The sequence below is a fragment of the Pontibacillus litoralis JSM 072002 genome (assembly GCF_000775615.1).
GTDB lineage: Bacteria > Bacillota > Bacilli > Bacillales > BH030062 > Pontibacillus > Pontibacillus litoralis.
On record NZ_AVPG01000005.1, the window covers coordinates 101,314 to 116,926 of the forward strand.

Genomic DNA, 15,613 nt, shown 5'->3' on the forward strand with positions numbered 1-15,613 from the left:
CCCTTTCTCTATGAAGGTGTGGACTGCTTATTTTTTCTACTCACAATAACGACAAAGGCAATAAACGCTGCCATAACTGCTACAATAAACCCTACAACTACAAAATTAATACCCGTATCTTCTTCAACGACATAAATATCAGCTATTTCTCTTTCGTGAACAATGTTGTATTCGCCATTGTCTTGCTCGCGAACAATGGAGTCATGGAGTAATCCTCGCAATTGTTTTCCCTGGGGAACATCTTCTAGAGCAACTGTTTTCGCTGTAACGTCATTATTCACAACAATATAAACAGACTCCCCTTCATACGTTCGCTTAAATACACCAAAAGCACCATCCTCGACAACTTGTTCAAAATCTCCCACATTCATTGCAGGAAACTGATCGCTTATAGCCGCTAATTGCTCCATATACGTCTTTAACTCATCATTTCCTGATTGGAATTTCATCATTGGAGCTGACTGGGAATCGGCTCCTTGGTCGACCATAAACTCTGTTCCATATTGCACAACCGGAATTCCTGGCGCGGCATACATGTACGTCAACGCAATCTTCCATCGTGTTGCTGGATTTTCACCTTGCTCCATCGCTTTCCTTGTAAAACGGTCGTTTGGAGCATCAAGAAATAACCCAACTCGGTCTGGGTGTTCGAGTGATGCTACATTTTCTTCCCATAGTTGAAATACATGGTCAACGGATTGACTAGGTTGTTGAAATGCTTTCGACGCTGTTTCCGAAAATGACGTATTTACAACTAAATCGATTCCTGCTTCATGATAACCATTTACAGCAGTAGCATCATTACTGTCCAATTTACCAAGTAATAAAAACGCTTCATCTAACTCCTTTACGTGCGAGCGATACGTTTCTACAAAAGAAAGAGGCATTTCATCAAGGTTTGGAAACGAAAATCCATCTATCCCCGTTTCTTCTATCCAATACGAAGCCGTTTCAAGCATATAATTTTGCACGTCAGCATTGTCTAGGTTTAAAGAAGTAGAATCAGGATCATGATACCAATCTGATTTCGATTCTTCTTCTTTCCATGAATGACTAGTGGCCGTTTCTGTTATAACCATATCCATCACAACGTTCATCTCACGCTTATGCGCTTCTTCTACTAATGTTTGCAACTCCTCCATCGTACCGTAATGCTCATCCACCTTACGGAAATCTGTCACAGACATACCTTGATAACCTTCGCTACTTAAAATCGGTGAAATCCATATTGTCGAAAATCCCAGTTGCTTTATATAATCTAATTTAGCAGTAATCCCTTGAATATCTCCTCCATAGTAGCCCTCCGGATTTTGTGGTGATACATTGTAATCGTTTTCCGAATTACTATTAAAAAATCGATCTACCGTTATGTAATACATTCGTTCCTCTTGCCATTGTTCTCCTTGCTCTTCGGCCATTACGCTCGGTAATGAGCACAAAAGAAGAAATGGCAACATAAAAATAGCAATCAAGCTTTGATGTTTATTCATTTTCTTTCCTCCATTATTCTCATCTACTCCACTTTTAAGATTATCCTTTCTCCCTGCCTGACGTCAATCAGTGGCGACGATATTTTAATTAAATGTAGAAAAAAACGCCCCCAACAAAGGAAGCGCACTTCTTCACCTTTCAATCTTGACATTATAATGTTCCATCCAATAATTTATTTGTCCGAGATGAGCCAACAATTGTGGTCCTGACATCAGTTGCCCGAACCATGGAGTTTGAATTGCTTTTCCTTCACTAGCGACTAATTCTCGAATGCGCTTTCGATCAAACACTTGAAATAATGGCGATGAATGACTCTCTAATATTTCATTCATCCACTCGACAACAGCTTCTGTGTACGCCGGATGATGCGTTTTCGGATAGGGACTTTTTTTACGATATAACACATCGTGAGGAAGCAATCCTTCTAGTGCCTTACGCAGTATGCCTTTCTCCCTATCTTGATACCTTTTTATTTCCCAGGGAATATTCCAAACATACTCAACCAAGCGATGATCACTAAAGGGGACACGCACTTCAAGACTTGCCCCCATACTCATACGGTCCTTTCGATCTAGTAGTGTTGTCATAAACCAATTCTGATTTAAATAAAATAGTTCACGACGTTTGGCTTCTTCCTTCGTATCCCTAGCACATTTCGGAGTTTCTTTCATTGTGTCATGATACCTCGTCATCATATAATCATGTAAATCTAGTTTCTCTTTCCATTCATCTGTTAAAAGTTGATGCCGCAATCTTGATGAACGAATCCATGGAAACCCTTCCCGTTCTAACTCTTCTTGCCGATAAAACCACGGATATCCGCCGAATATTTCATCCGCACACTCCCCCGAAAGAGCTACCGTTACATCTTGCTTTATTTGCCGGCAAAACCATAGTAAAGAAGAATCTACATCCGCCATTCCAGGTAAATCTCTCATTCGAACTGCTTCTTTCAACATCTTGGCTAACTGTTGGTTGTTCATAACACACGTATGATGATTCGTGGCAAACGCGCGCGACATAACATGAATAAACGCTTCATCGCTGTTAGGTTGAAAGGCGCTAGATTTGAAATATTTATCATTTTCCTCATAATTTACAGAGAACGTCGGTAATGCTTCTTCCCCCCGTTGTTTCCTATCATTTGCCACAATGGCTGTAATCGCACTTGAATCTACCCCTCCTGATAAAAACGTTCCAATCGGCACATCTGACACGAGTTGCCTTGTTACAGCATCTTCAAACAATTCACGAATGGTCGTCGCTGTCTTCTCTGCATCATCCTCATGTTCATGACTTTGTACATTCCAATAACGTGTAACTTTTAATCCATCTCTACTGAACGTCGCCACATGACCTGGCCTAAGTTCCTTTACTCCTTTAAATACACCATGCCCTGGCGTTCGCGACGGCCCAAGCGCCAATATTTCACACAATCCTTCTTCATCCAATACCGGCTCAACATTTGGATGAGCCAGTATTGCTTTTAATTCAGAAGCAAATAGTAATCCACCTGCATTTTCCGTATAAAAAAGTGGCTTCACCCCTAAACGATCACGCGCCATAAAAAGCGATTGTTTCGAACCATCCCATATCCCAAAAGCAAAAATTCCATTCAACCGATCTACACAGCCTTCCCCCCACTCCATATAGCTTTTAAGTAGTACCTCTGTATCGGAATGAGATTGAAACCTCCAGCCACGTGCCACTAATTCTTTTCGTATATCTTCGGTATTGTAAAGCTCTCCATTGTAGCAAATCGTGTACGCATGAGCCCCTGATTGAAATGTCATCGGTTGACCTCCACCTTCTGGATCAACAACAATTAACCGTTGATGACCAAACGCAACATGGGGCTTAATCCAACTATTCGTTTCATCTGGCCCACGATAATACAACGTTTTCGCTATATGCTGAATGATATTCTCATATTTGGTTAAATCCTTTTTATAATCTACCCAACCACTAATGCCGCACATGACCTCCATCATCCTTTCTTTTCTTAGCTAGCATGAATCATTACTCTTTCTTCATACATATGTCTATAGAAAGAAAAATTGACGAAGGACAAGCGGATCCCTTTCTAAAATCTTTTTTTAAAAAAATTAAAAGAATGGTTGACAATGATAACGATTATCATTATCATAGTAATTAAGAAAGATCGCTACTTTCAGAGATTTTCCTACCCCCCTCAATAATAGAAAAAAACACGACTTCCTCACGTATAAGTGATAGTCGTGTTTTTTTATGGATTATGCAAGACCCATAGGTAAACGTCCAAAGCCAAGTATTATTGCAATAAGAAGCATAATAATAAGCTGAATCCATGCACTCTTTGTCGGTTTGTCTTTCGATGTACGTACTAAAACCATTTCCATTGCAAAAATAATCCAAACTCCTGCAATAGCTTTTACGATAACTTCTCCTAATACTGCACCTGAGGCATTCCCCATATATTGTGCAAATAAATCGCCACCAGAATACAAAATTAGAAAATAGTTCAAACGCAAAATCATATGCGAAATTTTACCTGGTTTCTCTTTACCTGAACGATAAAACCATAATGCCAAAGCCAATAAAATTAAAGCAAGTACCCACGATGTAATATGTAAGTGAGTCATAATTATCTTCCTCCTCTTCCAATAATAAATCATCGCTATCATACCAAAAAAATGTCGAAAATGCGAACACTTCGCTTCCATCCCCCTTTTCCTTTCACACATTCCTAAACAAATCACGAAAGAATTTCAGAAAATAAACAAAAAATTCATTATAGCTGTTATAATGTGAATATTGGTGGAATTTTTAAAACATGGAGGGAATAAAATGGTAAGCACACGTACAAGTGAACAAATTATTGATCAAACACAACATTACGGGGCTAAGAACTATAACCCACTTCCTGTAGTCATTGCAAAAGCTGAAGGCGCTTGGGTAGAGGATCCTGAAGGCAATCGCTTTATGGACATGCTTAGTGCATATTCTGCTGTAAACCAAGGTCACCGTCATCCTAAAATTATTGAGGCATTAAATAAACAAGCTGAGCGTGTAACATTAACTTCTCGTGCATTCCACAATGATCAGCTTGGACCATGGTATGAAAAGATTTGTAAATTAACGAATAAAGAAATGGCACTTCCTATGAACACAGGTGCTGAAGCAGTTGAAACAGCGATTAAAGCAGCTCGCCGTTGGGCATACGAGGTGAAAGGTGTTGCAGAAAACCAAGCAGAAATCATTGCTTGTGAAGGTAACTTTCATGGACGCACAATGACAGCGGTTTCTTTATCATCTGAAGCAGAGTATAAACGTGGTTTCGGACCAATGCTACCAGGGATCAAAATCATTCCTTATGGAGATGTTGAAGCACTTAAAGAAGCCATTACAGAAAATACAGCCGCTTTCCTATTTGAACCAATTCAAGGAGAAGCAGGTATTAACATTCCGCCAGAAGGTTTCCTTAAAGAAGCTTATGACGTATGTCAAGCAAACAACGTGTTATACATTGCTGACGAAATTCAAGCAGGACTTGCACGTACAGGAAAAATGTTCGCATGTGACTGGGAGGAAGTTTCTCCTGATATCCTTATCCTAGGTAAAGCACTTGGCGGAGGCGTATTCCCAATCTCTTGTATCGTAGCCAACAAAGATATCCTTGGCGTATTTAACCCAGGATCTCACGGCTCTACATTCGGAGGAAACCCTCTAGCATGTGCTGTCTCCATTGCTTCCTTAGAAGTACTAGAAGAGGAAAAACTAGCACAACGCTCCCTAGAACTAGGCGACTATATGATGAGCGAACTAAAATCTATCGACAACCCGGTCATTAAAGAAGTTCGTGGTAAAGGGCTATTTATCGGTGTTGAATTAACTGAACCAGCTCGTCCATACTGTGAACAACTAAAACAACTAGGCCTACTATGTAAAGAAACACACGAAACTGTAATCCGTTTCGCACCACCACTTGTGATCGACAAAGAAGACTTAGATTGGGCAATCGATAAAATTAAACAAGTATTAGCAGGTTAATAGAACGGCGATAGCCGCCAGGTTTAGCGTACCATCCCACTTTACAAAGTTAAAAGAGGCTATTGGCAATTTGTCAATAGCCTTTTCTTGCTTCTTGCTGAACTTATTCTCCCACAACTTCCTTCTGCAACCGATAAAACGCTGCAAAAGCTAAAAACGCCATCATCGAACATGTAAAAAAAGGAATAAGCAATGGGAATATATATAAGCTAATATAGAGTATAATGCCAAGGCTAACAGCAATGGTAATAAATAACTTGGGACTACCTAAAGTGAGAAGCAACGATTGTTTCAATTTAATTCCAAGCTTCATATCAAAATGAGCGGAAACAATGAAAAAATTAACCGTAAAGACGAACAACAAAATACTAAATGCTAGAAAGATATTCATCAGCATCACATTACGACCAGTAAAGTATATAATGTCTAAGACCAGAATACCCCAAAGCACTGTAAAAATAGTCCCACCTAACATACTATGTTTATAATTTTCTTTATAGTAATGAATAAAGGTACGCGTTCTATCTTCCATTTCTTCTTTCCTAACCCACTCTCTTGCCTTACACATAACTGCTACCGACGCTGGAAAAAACAAGACAGGCACTAACAAGGCAACTGGCATCATAACATAGACGAACTGTTCCACACTTTGTATGTATATTACATTTATAAGCAGGAGGGCGATGGGAATATTGAATAGAAACCATTGAATATTAACTAGGGAGAATTGCATAAACCATTCACAAACCGCGTATATTCCTCCCATAAATCCTACTTCGTTTTTCATTTCCATTACCCTCCTTGTTTCCTTACACCCACCACATGTCGGCTGGTTGCTCTTCTATGTTCACCGCTTTTAAATTTTTCACTGCTTGGTTAAAGCCTTCTTTAATCGACATAATAGGATCTTCGTGTTCAATGCTAATAGCGTGATCGTAACCAAACGTACGTAAAGCACTTACCATATTAGACCATTCTTGGATACTGTGACCGTAACCAACCGAACGGAAAGTCCATGCCCTCGTTTGTACGTTACCATATGGCTGCATATCCGTTAGACCATACATATTGACGTTTTCTTGATCAATATACGTGTCTTTTGCATGGAAATGATGAATTGCATTGGCTTTTCCTAATATTTTGATTGCGGCAACTGGGTCAATACCTTGCCACCATAAATGACTGGGATCTAAGTTAGCACCAATAGCTTCGCATGTTGCTTCACGAAGCTTTAACATCGTGTGCGGTGTATGCACAAGAAATCCCGCATGTAGTTCTAAACCTATTTTCACACCATGTTCTTGTGCGAATCTCCCTTGCTCTTTCCAATACGGAATAAGCTTTTCTTCCCATTGCCATTGAAGCGCGCTCGTATATTCATTAGGCCAAGGAGTTACAGGCCAATTAGGTGTTGTATCCCCTTCCGCTCCACCTGGTGTACCTGAGAATGTATTGACAACTGGCACACCCATTAAGTGGGCAAGCTTCACCGTTTTCACAAAAATATCATGGGATGCTCGACCAAATTGTGGATCAGGTGAAATTGGATTACCATGGCAACTGAAGGCACTAATTGTTAAGCCACGTGATGTAACTTTTTCTATATATTCTTTTCGTTTTTCTTCACTCTCTAGCAATTCATCTACTTTACAATGGGCATTGCCAGGATAACCTCCTGTACCAATCTCTACTGCTTTAAGACCCGCGCTTTGCACATAATCAAGCATTTCCTCAAAAGACATATCAGAAAAAAGTACCGTGAACACGCCTAATTTCATTCCATACTCCCCCGTTCTTTATGTGAATTTAATACTTGTTCCCGCTCCACTACTTGCGTAAATCGCTTCAATGAGCTTCGTAACCTTTAACGCTTGTTCTGGTTTTACTACAAGTTCCTCATTCCCTAAACAGCTTTGGACAAAATTACGAGCTTGAGCATACCCTTCAGAAGGTGCATCTTCTTTTAATACAGGCTGGCTGTTCCATACAACGCCATAATCTGACTGGTATAATTCCAGCGGAAACACATTTAAGCCTCCATCAGCTCCAGAAATACTTAATGTTGTATGGTCTTCTTTAATATTCGCTGCCCATGAGCATTCAAATTGCATCGTTAAATCGTTCTCAAAAGTAACATAACTCGTTACATGGTCGTCTACTTCAAAGGTTTCATGATCAAACGTACCCCAGTCGTTCACTTGCCCTGGTTGTTTACTCAAACGGTTATACGTCTTGGCATTGACTTCAACTGGTTTCGGATCATCCATCAGCCACAAAGATAAATCTAATAGATGGCAACCAAAATCAATTAAACTACCTCCACCTTGTAATGCTTTATTCGTGAATACACCCCAACCAGGCACTTTCCTTCTCCGCATGGCTTGCACTCGTGCGACAAGTGGATCGCCAATCGCATGATGTTGAATGGCCTTTTTGGCAATTTGTGCTTCTTGCATGTAGCGGTAATGATAAGCGATAGCTAGTAAGCGATCATTCTCTTCTGCAGCTTGAATCATCGCTTCACATTGTTCCGTTGTAATAGCCATTGGTTTCTCACATAATACGTGCACACCTGCATTCAACGCAGCAATTGTAATCTCCGCATGAAATTTATTAGGTGTACAAATTGTAACCGCATCCACCAATGGAAATAATGATGCATACTCATCTAACACATACGGAATGTGAAAATTCTCTGCAACTTGTTGGGCTCGTTCTTTGTTCACATCTTGTACAGCTATCAGTTCTACTTCATCACTTAGTTGTTGAAAAGCCGGAATATGGCGCGTTTGAGCAATACCACCCACGCCAATAATCCCCATTCGTAATTTATTCATCTTCTTCCTCACTTCACTATTGTCGTAATTTGTTTCGTTTCATTGGATTGTAAGGCTGCTAGTATGACTTCTAGTGAACGCATTCCTTCTTCACCATTAATGAGTGGTTCTTTATTTTCTATAATACAATCGATAAAATGATCCACCACACAGGAACTCGTTTGGCCACCCGCATCATTTGTTTGAATTTTCCCTAATTGATATTTCACAACTTCTCCATCACGATAGGAAGCAATAAGAGCATGTTCTGGATCATCTTCCATACGTAGCGTTCCCTTTTCCCCATAAATAATCGTCGAGTTATCTTCATTCGGCACGTAAGCCCAGCTTGCTGCGAGCGTTCCAATAATGCCACTTTCTGTACGTAGAATACACACAGCATTATCATCCACTGTACTATTTTCTTTCACATTATTCTCAATAAAGCCAGCAACGTCAACAATTTCCTCATTTAAAATGTAACGTAATAAATCTGCTTTATGAACGCCTAAATCGCCCATTGCTCCGATAAACGCCTCATCCTTTCTGAAGAACCAGCTATCAGAACCGTCAGCACTCCACCCTTCAGGACCACCGTGACCGAAAGTAGTACGGAAGCTAGTCACTTTACCAATCGCTCCAGAAGCAATTAAGTCGCGCGCTTTTTCATGCGAAGACGCAAAGCGTTGATTATGCGCAATCATCAGTTTCTTATTAAAATCCTTTGCAGTTACAATCATTTTCTCCGCTTCTTCTCTCGACGTTGCCATTGGTTTCTCACATAGAACGTGGCAATCCTTCGTTAAGGCAGCAATCGTTACAGGAGCGTGTAGAGCATTCGGTAAGCACACACTTACTGCATCGATATCTTCCATTGCTAGTAATTGTTGATAGCTCGTATATGCCTTGGCATTGTATTGAATTGCCGTGGCTTTCGCGCGTGATTCGACTTTGTCACATACCGCTACAATTTCAGCTTGTTCATTGTTATGATACTCAATTAGGTGTCTATTTTGCGCTATACTTCCACACCCAATTACCGCTACTTTCAATTTATTCACTTTCCTCACTCCTCTGCCACTTACTTTTCTTTAATTTCTTCTAACGGTTGTGCATTTCCATATACAAACTTAGGTGTACCTTTATTCGCTGCCCATTGAACACCGTTCTGGATTACCTTCTGTACTTGTTCATGATAATATGTTGGGTACGTTTCATGACCAGGTCGGAAGTAGAATATGTTCCCGCGACCACGTTTGAACGTTGCCCCACTTCTAAATACTTCGCCACCTTCGAACCAACTTACGAAAATAAGTTCATCTGGAGTTGGAATGTCAAAGTGTTCCCCGTACATTTCCTCTTTCTCTATTTCAATATACTCACCAATACCCTCTGTAATCGGGTGAGATGGATCGACTACCCATATACGCTCCTTTTCATCTGCTTCACGCCACTTCAAATCACACGTTGTACCCATCAGTTTCTTAAATACTTTGGAGAAATGACCAGAATGTAGTACAACAAGCCCCATACCTTCTAATACACGTTGTTTTACTTTCTCAGCAATCTCCTCTTGCACTTCATCATGCGCTTTATGTCCCCACCATACAAGTACATCTGCTTGATTTAGTACATCATCTGTTAAACCGTGCTGTTCTTCATCTAATGTAGCTGTTGTAACGTTGTGACCTGCTTTTTGTAGAAAAGCTGCGATAGCACCATGAATCCCTTCTGGGTAAATATCTGCTACAACTTGATTTTCTTTTTCATGTCTGAATTCATTCCATACTACTACGTTCATTGTCATCTCTCCTATGGTTTAGTTAATAGACTTGCAGGAATCTCGTTTAATAATTTGCGTTGGTATAATAGTACTTCGCTTCACCATATCTGGCTTCGTAAGTAACTCAATAATATTATTCGCTGATGCAAATCCTAACTGGTAAGACTGCGTATCCACAGTTGTAATAGTAGGACTTGATAATTTTGAAATGATAGTATTGTTAAATCCCACGACACTGACATCTCTAGGTACTTGTTGTCCATGAGCTTGTAACGATTGCATAACAGACAATGCGTTGTAATCATCCGTAACAACGAAAGCAGTCGGCGGTTGTGATAAGGCTAACAATTCAGTCACTACTTTATCTGCATTACTTCGATTAAGCTGAATCGGTTGAATGTAACGATGATCTACATGCAGTCCATTAGCTCGATGGGCCTGCTTATAGCCTTCTAATCTTGCAGTAGCTACTTCAAAATGAAAATCTCCTCCAACAAATCCAATCCTCTTATGCCCTAGCTGAATTAAATATTCTGTAACTTCCTTACTTGCTGCTACGTTATCGTTATCGACATACATAACGTTATTCGAATGAAACAGCGGTTTTCCAATCATTACAAAAGGAAACCCTTGCTCAACTAAATACGGAGCAACTTTATCATCATCTTTCGAATACAATACAATAATGCCATCTACTCGTTTTCCTTGTACCATGTTCACGACATCTTGGAAAATCGCTTCTTCAGAATCCCCAGTCGTAATTTGTAAATGATAATGGTGTTGGTGGCAAGCGTTACTTATTCCACGCAATAGTTCAAAGAAAAACGGATTATCTAACGAATGACTCGATGACCCCTTCATGACAATGCCAATCGTTTCTGTCGATTGCCTGACTAGCACTCTTCCATTCACGTTAATATGATAACCTAGTTCTTCCATCACTTTTCTTACTTTTCGCTTCGTCTTATCACTAATCCGATCACTATCCGAAATGACTCGTGATACAGTAGAAGGGGATACATTTGCTTGCTTTGCTACATCTTTAATTGTTACAGACAATACGATCTACCTCTTTCTACACTTACCTATTTCACCGCTCCCTCTGATACCCCTTTAATAATTTGTTTCTGGGCAAAGAAGTAGCCAATAATTACTGGAATAATTGCTATAGTTAAGCCAGCTAACGCTAAATGCCATTGTTTCGTATATTGACCGAAGAAGTAGAACATTTTCAATGGAATAGTTGCATTTTCTTCACTTAATACTAAGGATGGTAATAAGTAATCATTCCATATCCATATAACATTCAATATGCCAACGGTTACAGAAATCGGTTTCAATAATGGGAAAATGACATGCCAAAACACTTGAAAACGATTAGCACCATCCATAATAGCTGCTTCATCTAGCGACTTAGAAATACCTGTCATCGCTCCATGATATAAGAATATGGACAAGCTACAGCCAAATCCTAAATACATAAAAATCAAACCACCTGCATGCAGCATTTCTGCTTGTCCGAATAACGATATAAGTGGTATCATGACGGATTGGAAAGGAATTAACATTGCCGCTACGAAAATCAAGAATAGTACACCACTTAATTTACTTTTATTACGTGCTAAAGCATAACCAGCCATAGCAGAAAAGAATAAAATAATTACTACACTTAACACTGTAATCATGACACTATTAAATAGGGATTTAAAAAACTCCAAATCTTGAAACGCTTGTATAAAGTTACTCCATTGTAGTGATTCAGGTAACCCTAACACACCAGAGAAAATTTCACGTTTCGTTTTAAAAGCGTTTACAATCATAAGATAGAACGGAGCGATCCATAATAAGCCTAGCAGAATCCCTAGTCCTTCTATGAAATATAATCCTCTGCTTTCTTTTTTCATTATAGATCAACCTCCCTTTTCTTGTTGTAATACACTTGCGTAAGTGCAATGACTGCGACAATCATGAAGAATATTACTGCTTTCGCCTGTGCATAAGCCATTTCATTTTCAGCAAAAGCCGTACGAACGATTTCCATTGCAACCATTTGCGTGTCATTCCCAGGGCCACCATTGGTTAATGATAAGTTCTGGTCATAAATTTTGAAAGCTGTTGAAAGCGTTAAGAACATACTAACCGTAAACGCAGGCGCAACAAGTGGAAATGTAATATGCTTAAATCGTTGAAAGCTATTTGCTCCATCAATCTTAGAAGCTTCAATCAAGTCTTTCGGAATACTTTCAAGGTAAGCAATGTAAATGATCATAATATAGCCACCCATTTGCCAAGAGGTTAAAATGACAAGCCCCCAGAATCCTGTTTCGGAATTCGATAGCCACCCTTGGAATGCCGCAATTCCTGTTAGTTCTCCAATATCATTAAATACACTTACAAAAATAAACTGCCAAATAAAACCTAAAATAAGTCCACCAATTAAGTTCGGCATAAAAAATACTGTTCTTAATACATTGTTCGCTTTGATATTGCGTGTCACAATTAACGCAAGTCCTAACCCAATAACGTTTAACGAAACAATGGATACGAAAGCGAATTTAGTCGTAAACCAAATGGAAGAAAGAAACTCCTCTTCTTTAAATAATCTTACGTAGTTTTCTAAACCCATAAACGTCGTTGCTTTCAATCCATCCCAATCTGTAAAGGAAAATATAAATCCATATATAAAGGGTACGACAACGACAAGCCCTAGACCTAGCATCACTGGCGTAAGAAAGAGCCAGAATGCAATACTTCGATTATGCATGTGAACCATCCCCCTTCCATGTCAGTAGCTTATAAAAAGAGGCTAACAAGTTTCCGCCGCTGTTAGCCTCTTCTTATTTACTGATTACCGAGGCGCTTTCGCTTTTATTATCCAGCTACTGCCGCCTCTGCGACTTCTGTTACTTCCTTCTCCTCCTTACGATAAGTCAACATCGTTCGCTTTCGCTCTCCGTGTTTCCTTTATCTCATGCGGATCAGTCCAGTCCCTTCGTCGCATACCGAGGCGCTTTCGCTTTATTAATTTTATTTTCTCGGTTCTTCCCATGATTTTGTCGCTTTTTGCTCTAGCTCTTCCCAAGTAATATCACCAGCAATGTATTCTTGCATATAAACACCAAGTTTGTTCGTTGTCCATGATGTAGGAGCACCCATGAATACCCAGCCTAATGTATTTCCTTCTTCTGCGTACTTATATATTTCTTGTGATAGAGGATCTGCAATTTTAGAAGAATCAAATCCTTCATAAGCAGGGATAAACTTAAACTCTTCCATAACAAATTCTTTTCCTTGGTCAGATGTATATAACCAATCTAAGAAATCTTTACTTGCTTGAATTTCTTCTTCACTAGAATCCCCATTTAATGACCAATACATTGGTACGCCAACTGGAATGCTACCTTCATAACCTTTTACCGGGATTGGTAATAACCCAATGTTGTTCTCGGCCAAATCTGTATCCATTTCATAAATTGTATTATATACCCAATTCCCTTGTTGAATCATCGCCACTTGTCCTAAAGAGAACAACTCTTCTACTTGCTGAGAGTAATCAAGGCTTAATGTTGGTTGAACAGAATACTCATTTTGTAAATCTAAGAAACGTTTCATTTGGTCTCCCATTTCAAAGGCAACCGTTTCCGATTCATACGCTTTCATTACATCATGATCAAATTCATCTGCTAGATAAGCATTTGCTAAGTGAATCCCCATTACCCAAGTTTCTTTACCAGGTAAGGCAAATGGTGCTTCAATTCCAAGCTCTTTTTTCTTGTTGTCTAACGTTTTAGTCGCTTCTTCTAGATCATCCATCGTTTTAATTTCTGTTGGTTCAATACCGGCTTCTTTAAATACTTCCTTATTGTAAATAATGCCGTACCCTTCTTGATTATAAGGTAAGCCGTATACGTCACCATCTACTGTTACACTAGAAAGCGTACCATCTAATGCAGCTTCAGCAGATTTCGTGTCAGATAAATCGACTACATAATCTTTATACTGTTCAACATCAGCTGGACCACCTACGTTAAAGATGTCAGGTGCTTCACCTGATGAGAAAGCCGATTTCAATGCAGCTCCGTAATCATTTCCTCCACCTACTGTTTTCACATTGATATCCACATTAGGATTTTCTTCTTCATACGTTTCGACTAACTTGTCAAATTGCTCTTTAAATTCTACTTTAAATTGAAAAACATCTACCGTTACTTTTTCCCCACCAGTTGCACCGTCTGAATCACCTGATGAAAACGAACACCCCGCTAACATAAGTACGGATCCGAACATCGCAACTAGAATCCCTTTTGTTTTTCTTAACATTACTAACACTCCCCTTGTAATAAAGTTCACTAAATGAATGCGCTTTCACATATTTTAAAAAAATATAAAGAGACTTCGTATTTTTTGTGCAATCGTTTGCATTAGTATGTAAATAGGAATATAAAGGCTTCTTTAATGCACATAATTTATCTGGCAAAACCTCTTTAAATTAGTTATGAATACGTTTGCACCATTTCATTAATTAAATAGTAGCATCTGTTTCTATCAATAGCAATAGTATTTTTTCCAAAAAAATCGACATCCTATTCCCCTTATGCAAATGATTAGTAAAGAAAAAGACTGTCTCTATGCCTTTGTCAGACAGCCCTTTTTCCCACATTTATATAGATCTCACATATCCACCATCAACTAAAAGCGACTGCCCGGTAATGTATGTATTCGCAAAAGAAGCTAGAAATACAGCGGTTTTTGCAAATTCTTCTGGAGTACCGTAGCGGCCAAGCGGTATTTTGGCTACCATTTCTGTTGTGACATCATCGATGGAGATACTTCTTTTTTCAGCTCGAATACTATCTAACTCCGCAACACGTTCCGTTCCTATTCTTCCAGGAGCCAACGTATTCACTAAAATACCATCCTCTGCAAATTCATTCGCAAGCGTCTTTGATAATCCAACAATACCATTTCGAAACGTATTGGATAATACTAATCCGTCAATCGGTTGTTTAATAGAGGAAGAAGCGATATTGAGGATACGTCCTCCCCCAGCTTGTTGCATGAACGGAATGGCTAATCGACTAGCTCGAATATAGCTTAGTAAATTTAATTCAAATGCTCCTTGCCATGCTTCGTCATCCAATTGCATAAAGGAACCAGCTGGAGGACCACCAGCATTATTAATTAAAATATCAACGCCACCTAATTGCTCCTTAGCCACTTCAAATAACTTGGTAATACTCTGTTCGTCCGTGAGATCACATACTTGTGTGAATAACCTACCTTCACTATCACCATCTGATTGAATCTCTTGTACAGCTTGCAGTAAATGTTCTTGTTTACGACTACAAATTAAAACATGTGCCCCTTCACGAAGAAACTGTTTGGCTATACTTTTTCCAAGTCCTTTACTAGCTGCTAAAACTAACACTTTCTTTCCTGTTAAATGTAAATCCAATACTTCCCCTCCTTATGTTCACTTACTTATATTGTAATC

14 protein-coding genes are annotated in these 15,613 nt (G+C 39.2%); 1 reads left to right on the forward strand and 13 read right to left on the reverse strand.

All coding sequences use genetic code 11. The annotated features are described in order from the left end of the window. Window positions 1-8: 8 nt before the first annotated feature. The 3 genes from N784_RS05605 to N784_RS05615 form a co-directional block, all read right to left on the reverse strand. Window positions 9-1,490, reverse strand: a complete 1,482-nt coding sequence (locus N784_RS05605) for an alpha-amylase family glycosyl hydrolase (protein WP_052127148.1) — start codon at window positions 1,488-1,490, stop codon at window positions 9-11. Window positions 1,491-1,622: 132 nt separating this feature from the next. After that, window positions 1,623-3,470 carry an asparagine synthase (glutamine-hydrolyzing) gene (gene asnB, locus N784_RS05610; protein WP_036833177.1) on the reverse strand — a complete coding sequence of 616 codons (1,848 nt, stop codon included), beginning with the start codon at window positions 3,468-3,470 and terminating at the stop codon, window positions 1,623-1,625. A gap of 273 nt (window positions 3,471-3,743) precedes the next feature. Continuing rightward, window positions 3,744-4,112: a YisL family protein gene (locus N784_RS05615; RefSeq protein ID WP_036833178.1), complete on the reverse strand. Its 369-nt coding sequence runs from the start codon at window positions 4,110-4,112 to the stop codon at window positions 3,744-3,746. Between the two features lie 205 nt (window positions 4,113-4,317). Between N784_RS05615 and N784_RS05620 the strand changes: the two genes are divergently transcribed. Then, window positions 4,318-5,520 carry an ornithine--oxo-acid transaminase gene (locus N784_RS05620; protein WP_036833179.1) on the forward strand — a complete coding sequence of 401 codons (1,203 nt, stop codon included), beginning with the start codon at window positions 4,318-4,320 and terminating at the stop codon, window positions 5,518-5,520. A gap of 103 nt (window positions 5,521-5,623) precedes the next feature. Here N784_RS05620 and N784_RS05625 read toward each other — a convergent pair whose 3' ends face one another. The 10 genes from N784_RS05625 to N784_RS05670 all read right to left on the reverse strand — a co-directional run bounded on the left by N784_RS05625 (window position 5,624) and on the right by N784_RS05670 (window position 15,574). Further along, a complete protein-coding gene (locus N784_RS05625) occupies window positions 5,624-6,307 on the reverse strand; it encodes a YesL family protein (protein ID WP_036833181.1) in 684 nt (227 codons plus the stop codon). A gap of 22 nt (window positions 6,308-6,329) precedes the next feature. Continuing rightward, window positions 6,330-7,298: a sugar phosphate isomerase/epimerase family protein gene (locus N784_RS05630; RefSeq protein WP_036833182.1), complete on the reverse strand. Its 969-nt coding sequence runs from the start codon at window positions 7,296-7,298 to the stop codon at window positions 6,330-6,332. An 18-nt stretch (window positions 7,299-7,316) separates the two neighbouring features. Next, on the reverse strand, window positions 7,317-8,357 hold the full coding sequence (locus N784_RS05635; RefSeq protein ID WP_036833183.1) for a Gfo/Idh/MocA family protein: 1,041 nt from the start codon (window positions 8,355-8,357) through the stop codon (window positions 7,317-7,319). An 8-nt stretch (window positions 8,358-8,365) separates the two neighbouring features. After that, window positions 8,366-9,397 (reverse strand): Gfo/Idh/MocA family protein, encoded by a 1,032-nt coding sequence (locus tag N784_RS05640; protein WP_036833184.1) that lies wholly within the window; start codon window positions 9,395-9,397, stop codon window positions 8,366-8,368. 20 nt (window positions 9,398-9,417) lie between these two features. Then, the gene (locus N784_RS05645) at window positions 9,418-10,137 is read right to left on the reverse strand and encodes a ThuA domain-containing protein (RefSeq protein WP_036833186.1); all 720 of its coding nucleotides are present in this window, start codon (window positions 10,135-10,137) and stop codon (window positions 9,418-9,420) included. 18 nt (window positions 10,138-10,155) lie between these two features. Then, window positions 10,156-11,178 (reverse strand): LacI family DNA-binding transcriptional regulator, encoded by a 1,023-nt coding sequence (locus N784_RS05650; RefSeq protein WP_036833188.1) that lies wholly within the window; start codon window positions 11,176-11,178, stop codon window positions 10,156-10,158. A 26-nt stretch (window positions 11,179-11,204) separates the two neighbouring features. After that, a complete protein-coding gene (locus tag N784_RS05655) occupies window positions 11,205-12,023 on the reverse strand; it encodes a carbohydrate ABC transporter permease (RefSeq protein WP_036833190.1) in 819 nt (272 codons plus the stop codon). Next, window positions 12,023-12,883, reverse strand: coding sequence for a carbohydrate ABC transporter permease (locus tag N784_RS05660; RefSeq protein ID WP_036833192.1), 861 nt, complete (start codon window positions 12,881-12,883; stop codon window positions 12,023-12,025). Before N784_RS05660 ends, N784_RS05655 begins: the two co-directional genes overlap by 1 nt. A 263-nt stretch (window positions 12,884-13,146) precedes the next feature. Then, window positions 13,147-14,439, reverse strand: a complete 1,293-nt coding sequence (locus N784_RS05665; protein ID WP_036833194.1) for an ABC transporter substrate-binding protein — start codon at window positions 14,437-14,439, stop codon at window positions 13,147-13,149. Window positions 14,440-14,779: 340 nt separating this feature from the next. Continuing rightward, a complete protein-coding gene (locus N784_RS05670) occupies window positions 14,780-15,574 on the reverse strand; it encodes an SDR family oxidoreductase (RefSeq protein WP_036833195.1) in 795 nt (264 codons plus the stop codon). Between the last annotated feature and the right edge of the window lie 39 nt (window positions 15,575-15,613).

What these genes read in the sequence shown, in the direction of transcription:
- asnB (WP_036833177.1), bottom strand. Translation starts at nt 3,470, where the DNA reads ATGTGCGGCATTAGTGGTTGGGTAGATTATAAAAAGGATTTAACCAAA.
- N784_RS05625 (WP_036833181.1), bottom strand. Translation starts at nt 6,307, where the DNA reads ATGAAAAACGAAGTAGGATTTATGGGAGGAATATACGCGGTTTGTGAA.
- N784_RS05655 (WP_036833190.1), bottom strand. Translation starts at nt 12,023, where the DNA reads ATGAAAAAAGAAAGCAGAGGATTATATTTCATAGAAGGACTAGGGATT.
- N784_RS05630 (WP_036833182.1), bottom strand. Translation starts at nt 7,298, where the DNA reads ATGAAATTAGGCGTGTTCACGGTACTTTTTTCTGATATGTCTTTTGAG.
- N784_RS05660 (WP_036833192.1), bottom strand. Translation starts at nt 12,883, where the DNA reads ATGCATAATCGAAGTATTGCATTCTGGCTCTTTCTTACGCCAGTGATG.
- N784_RS05645 (WP_036833186.1), bottom strand. Translation starts at nt 10,137, where the DNA reads ATGAACGTAGTAGTATGGAATGAATTCAGACATGAAAAAGAAAATCAA.
- N784_RS05665 (WP_036833194.1), bottom strand. Translation starts at nt 14,439, where the DNA reads ATGTTAAGAAAAACAAAAGGGATTCTAGTTGCGATGTTCGGATCCGTA.
- N784_RS05605 (WP_052127148.1), bottom strand. Translation starts at nt 1,490, where the DNA reads ATGAATAAACATCAAAGCTTGATTGCTATTTTTATGTTGCCATTTCTT.
- N784_RS05620 (WP_036833179.1), top strand. Translation starts at nt 4,318, where the DNA reads ATGGTAAGCACACGTACAAGTGAACAAATTATTGATCAAACACAACAT.
- N784_RS05635 (WP_036833183.1), bottom strand. Translation starts at nt 8,357, where the DNA reads ATGAATAAATTACGAATGGGGATTATTGGCGTGGGTGGTATTGCTCAA.
- N784_RS05615 (WP_036833178.1), bottom strand. Translation starts at nt 4,112, where the DNA reads ATGACTCACTTACATATTACATCGTGGGTACTTGCTTTAATTTTATTG.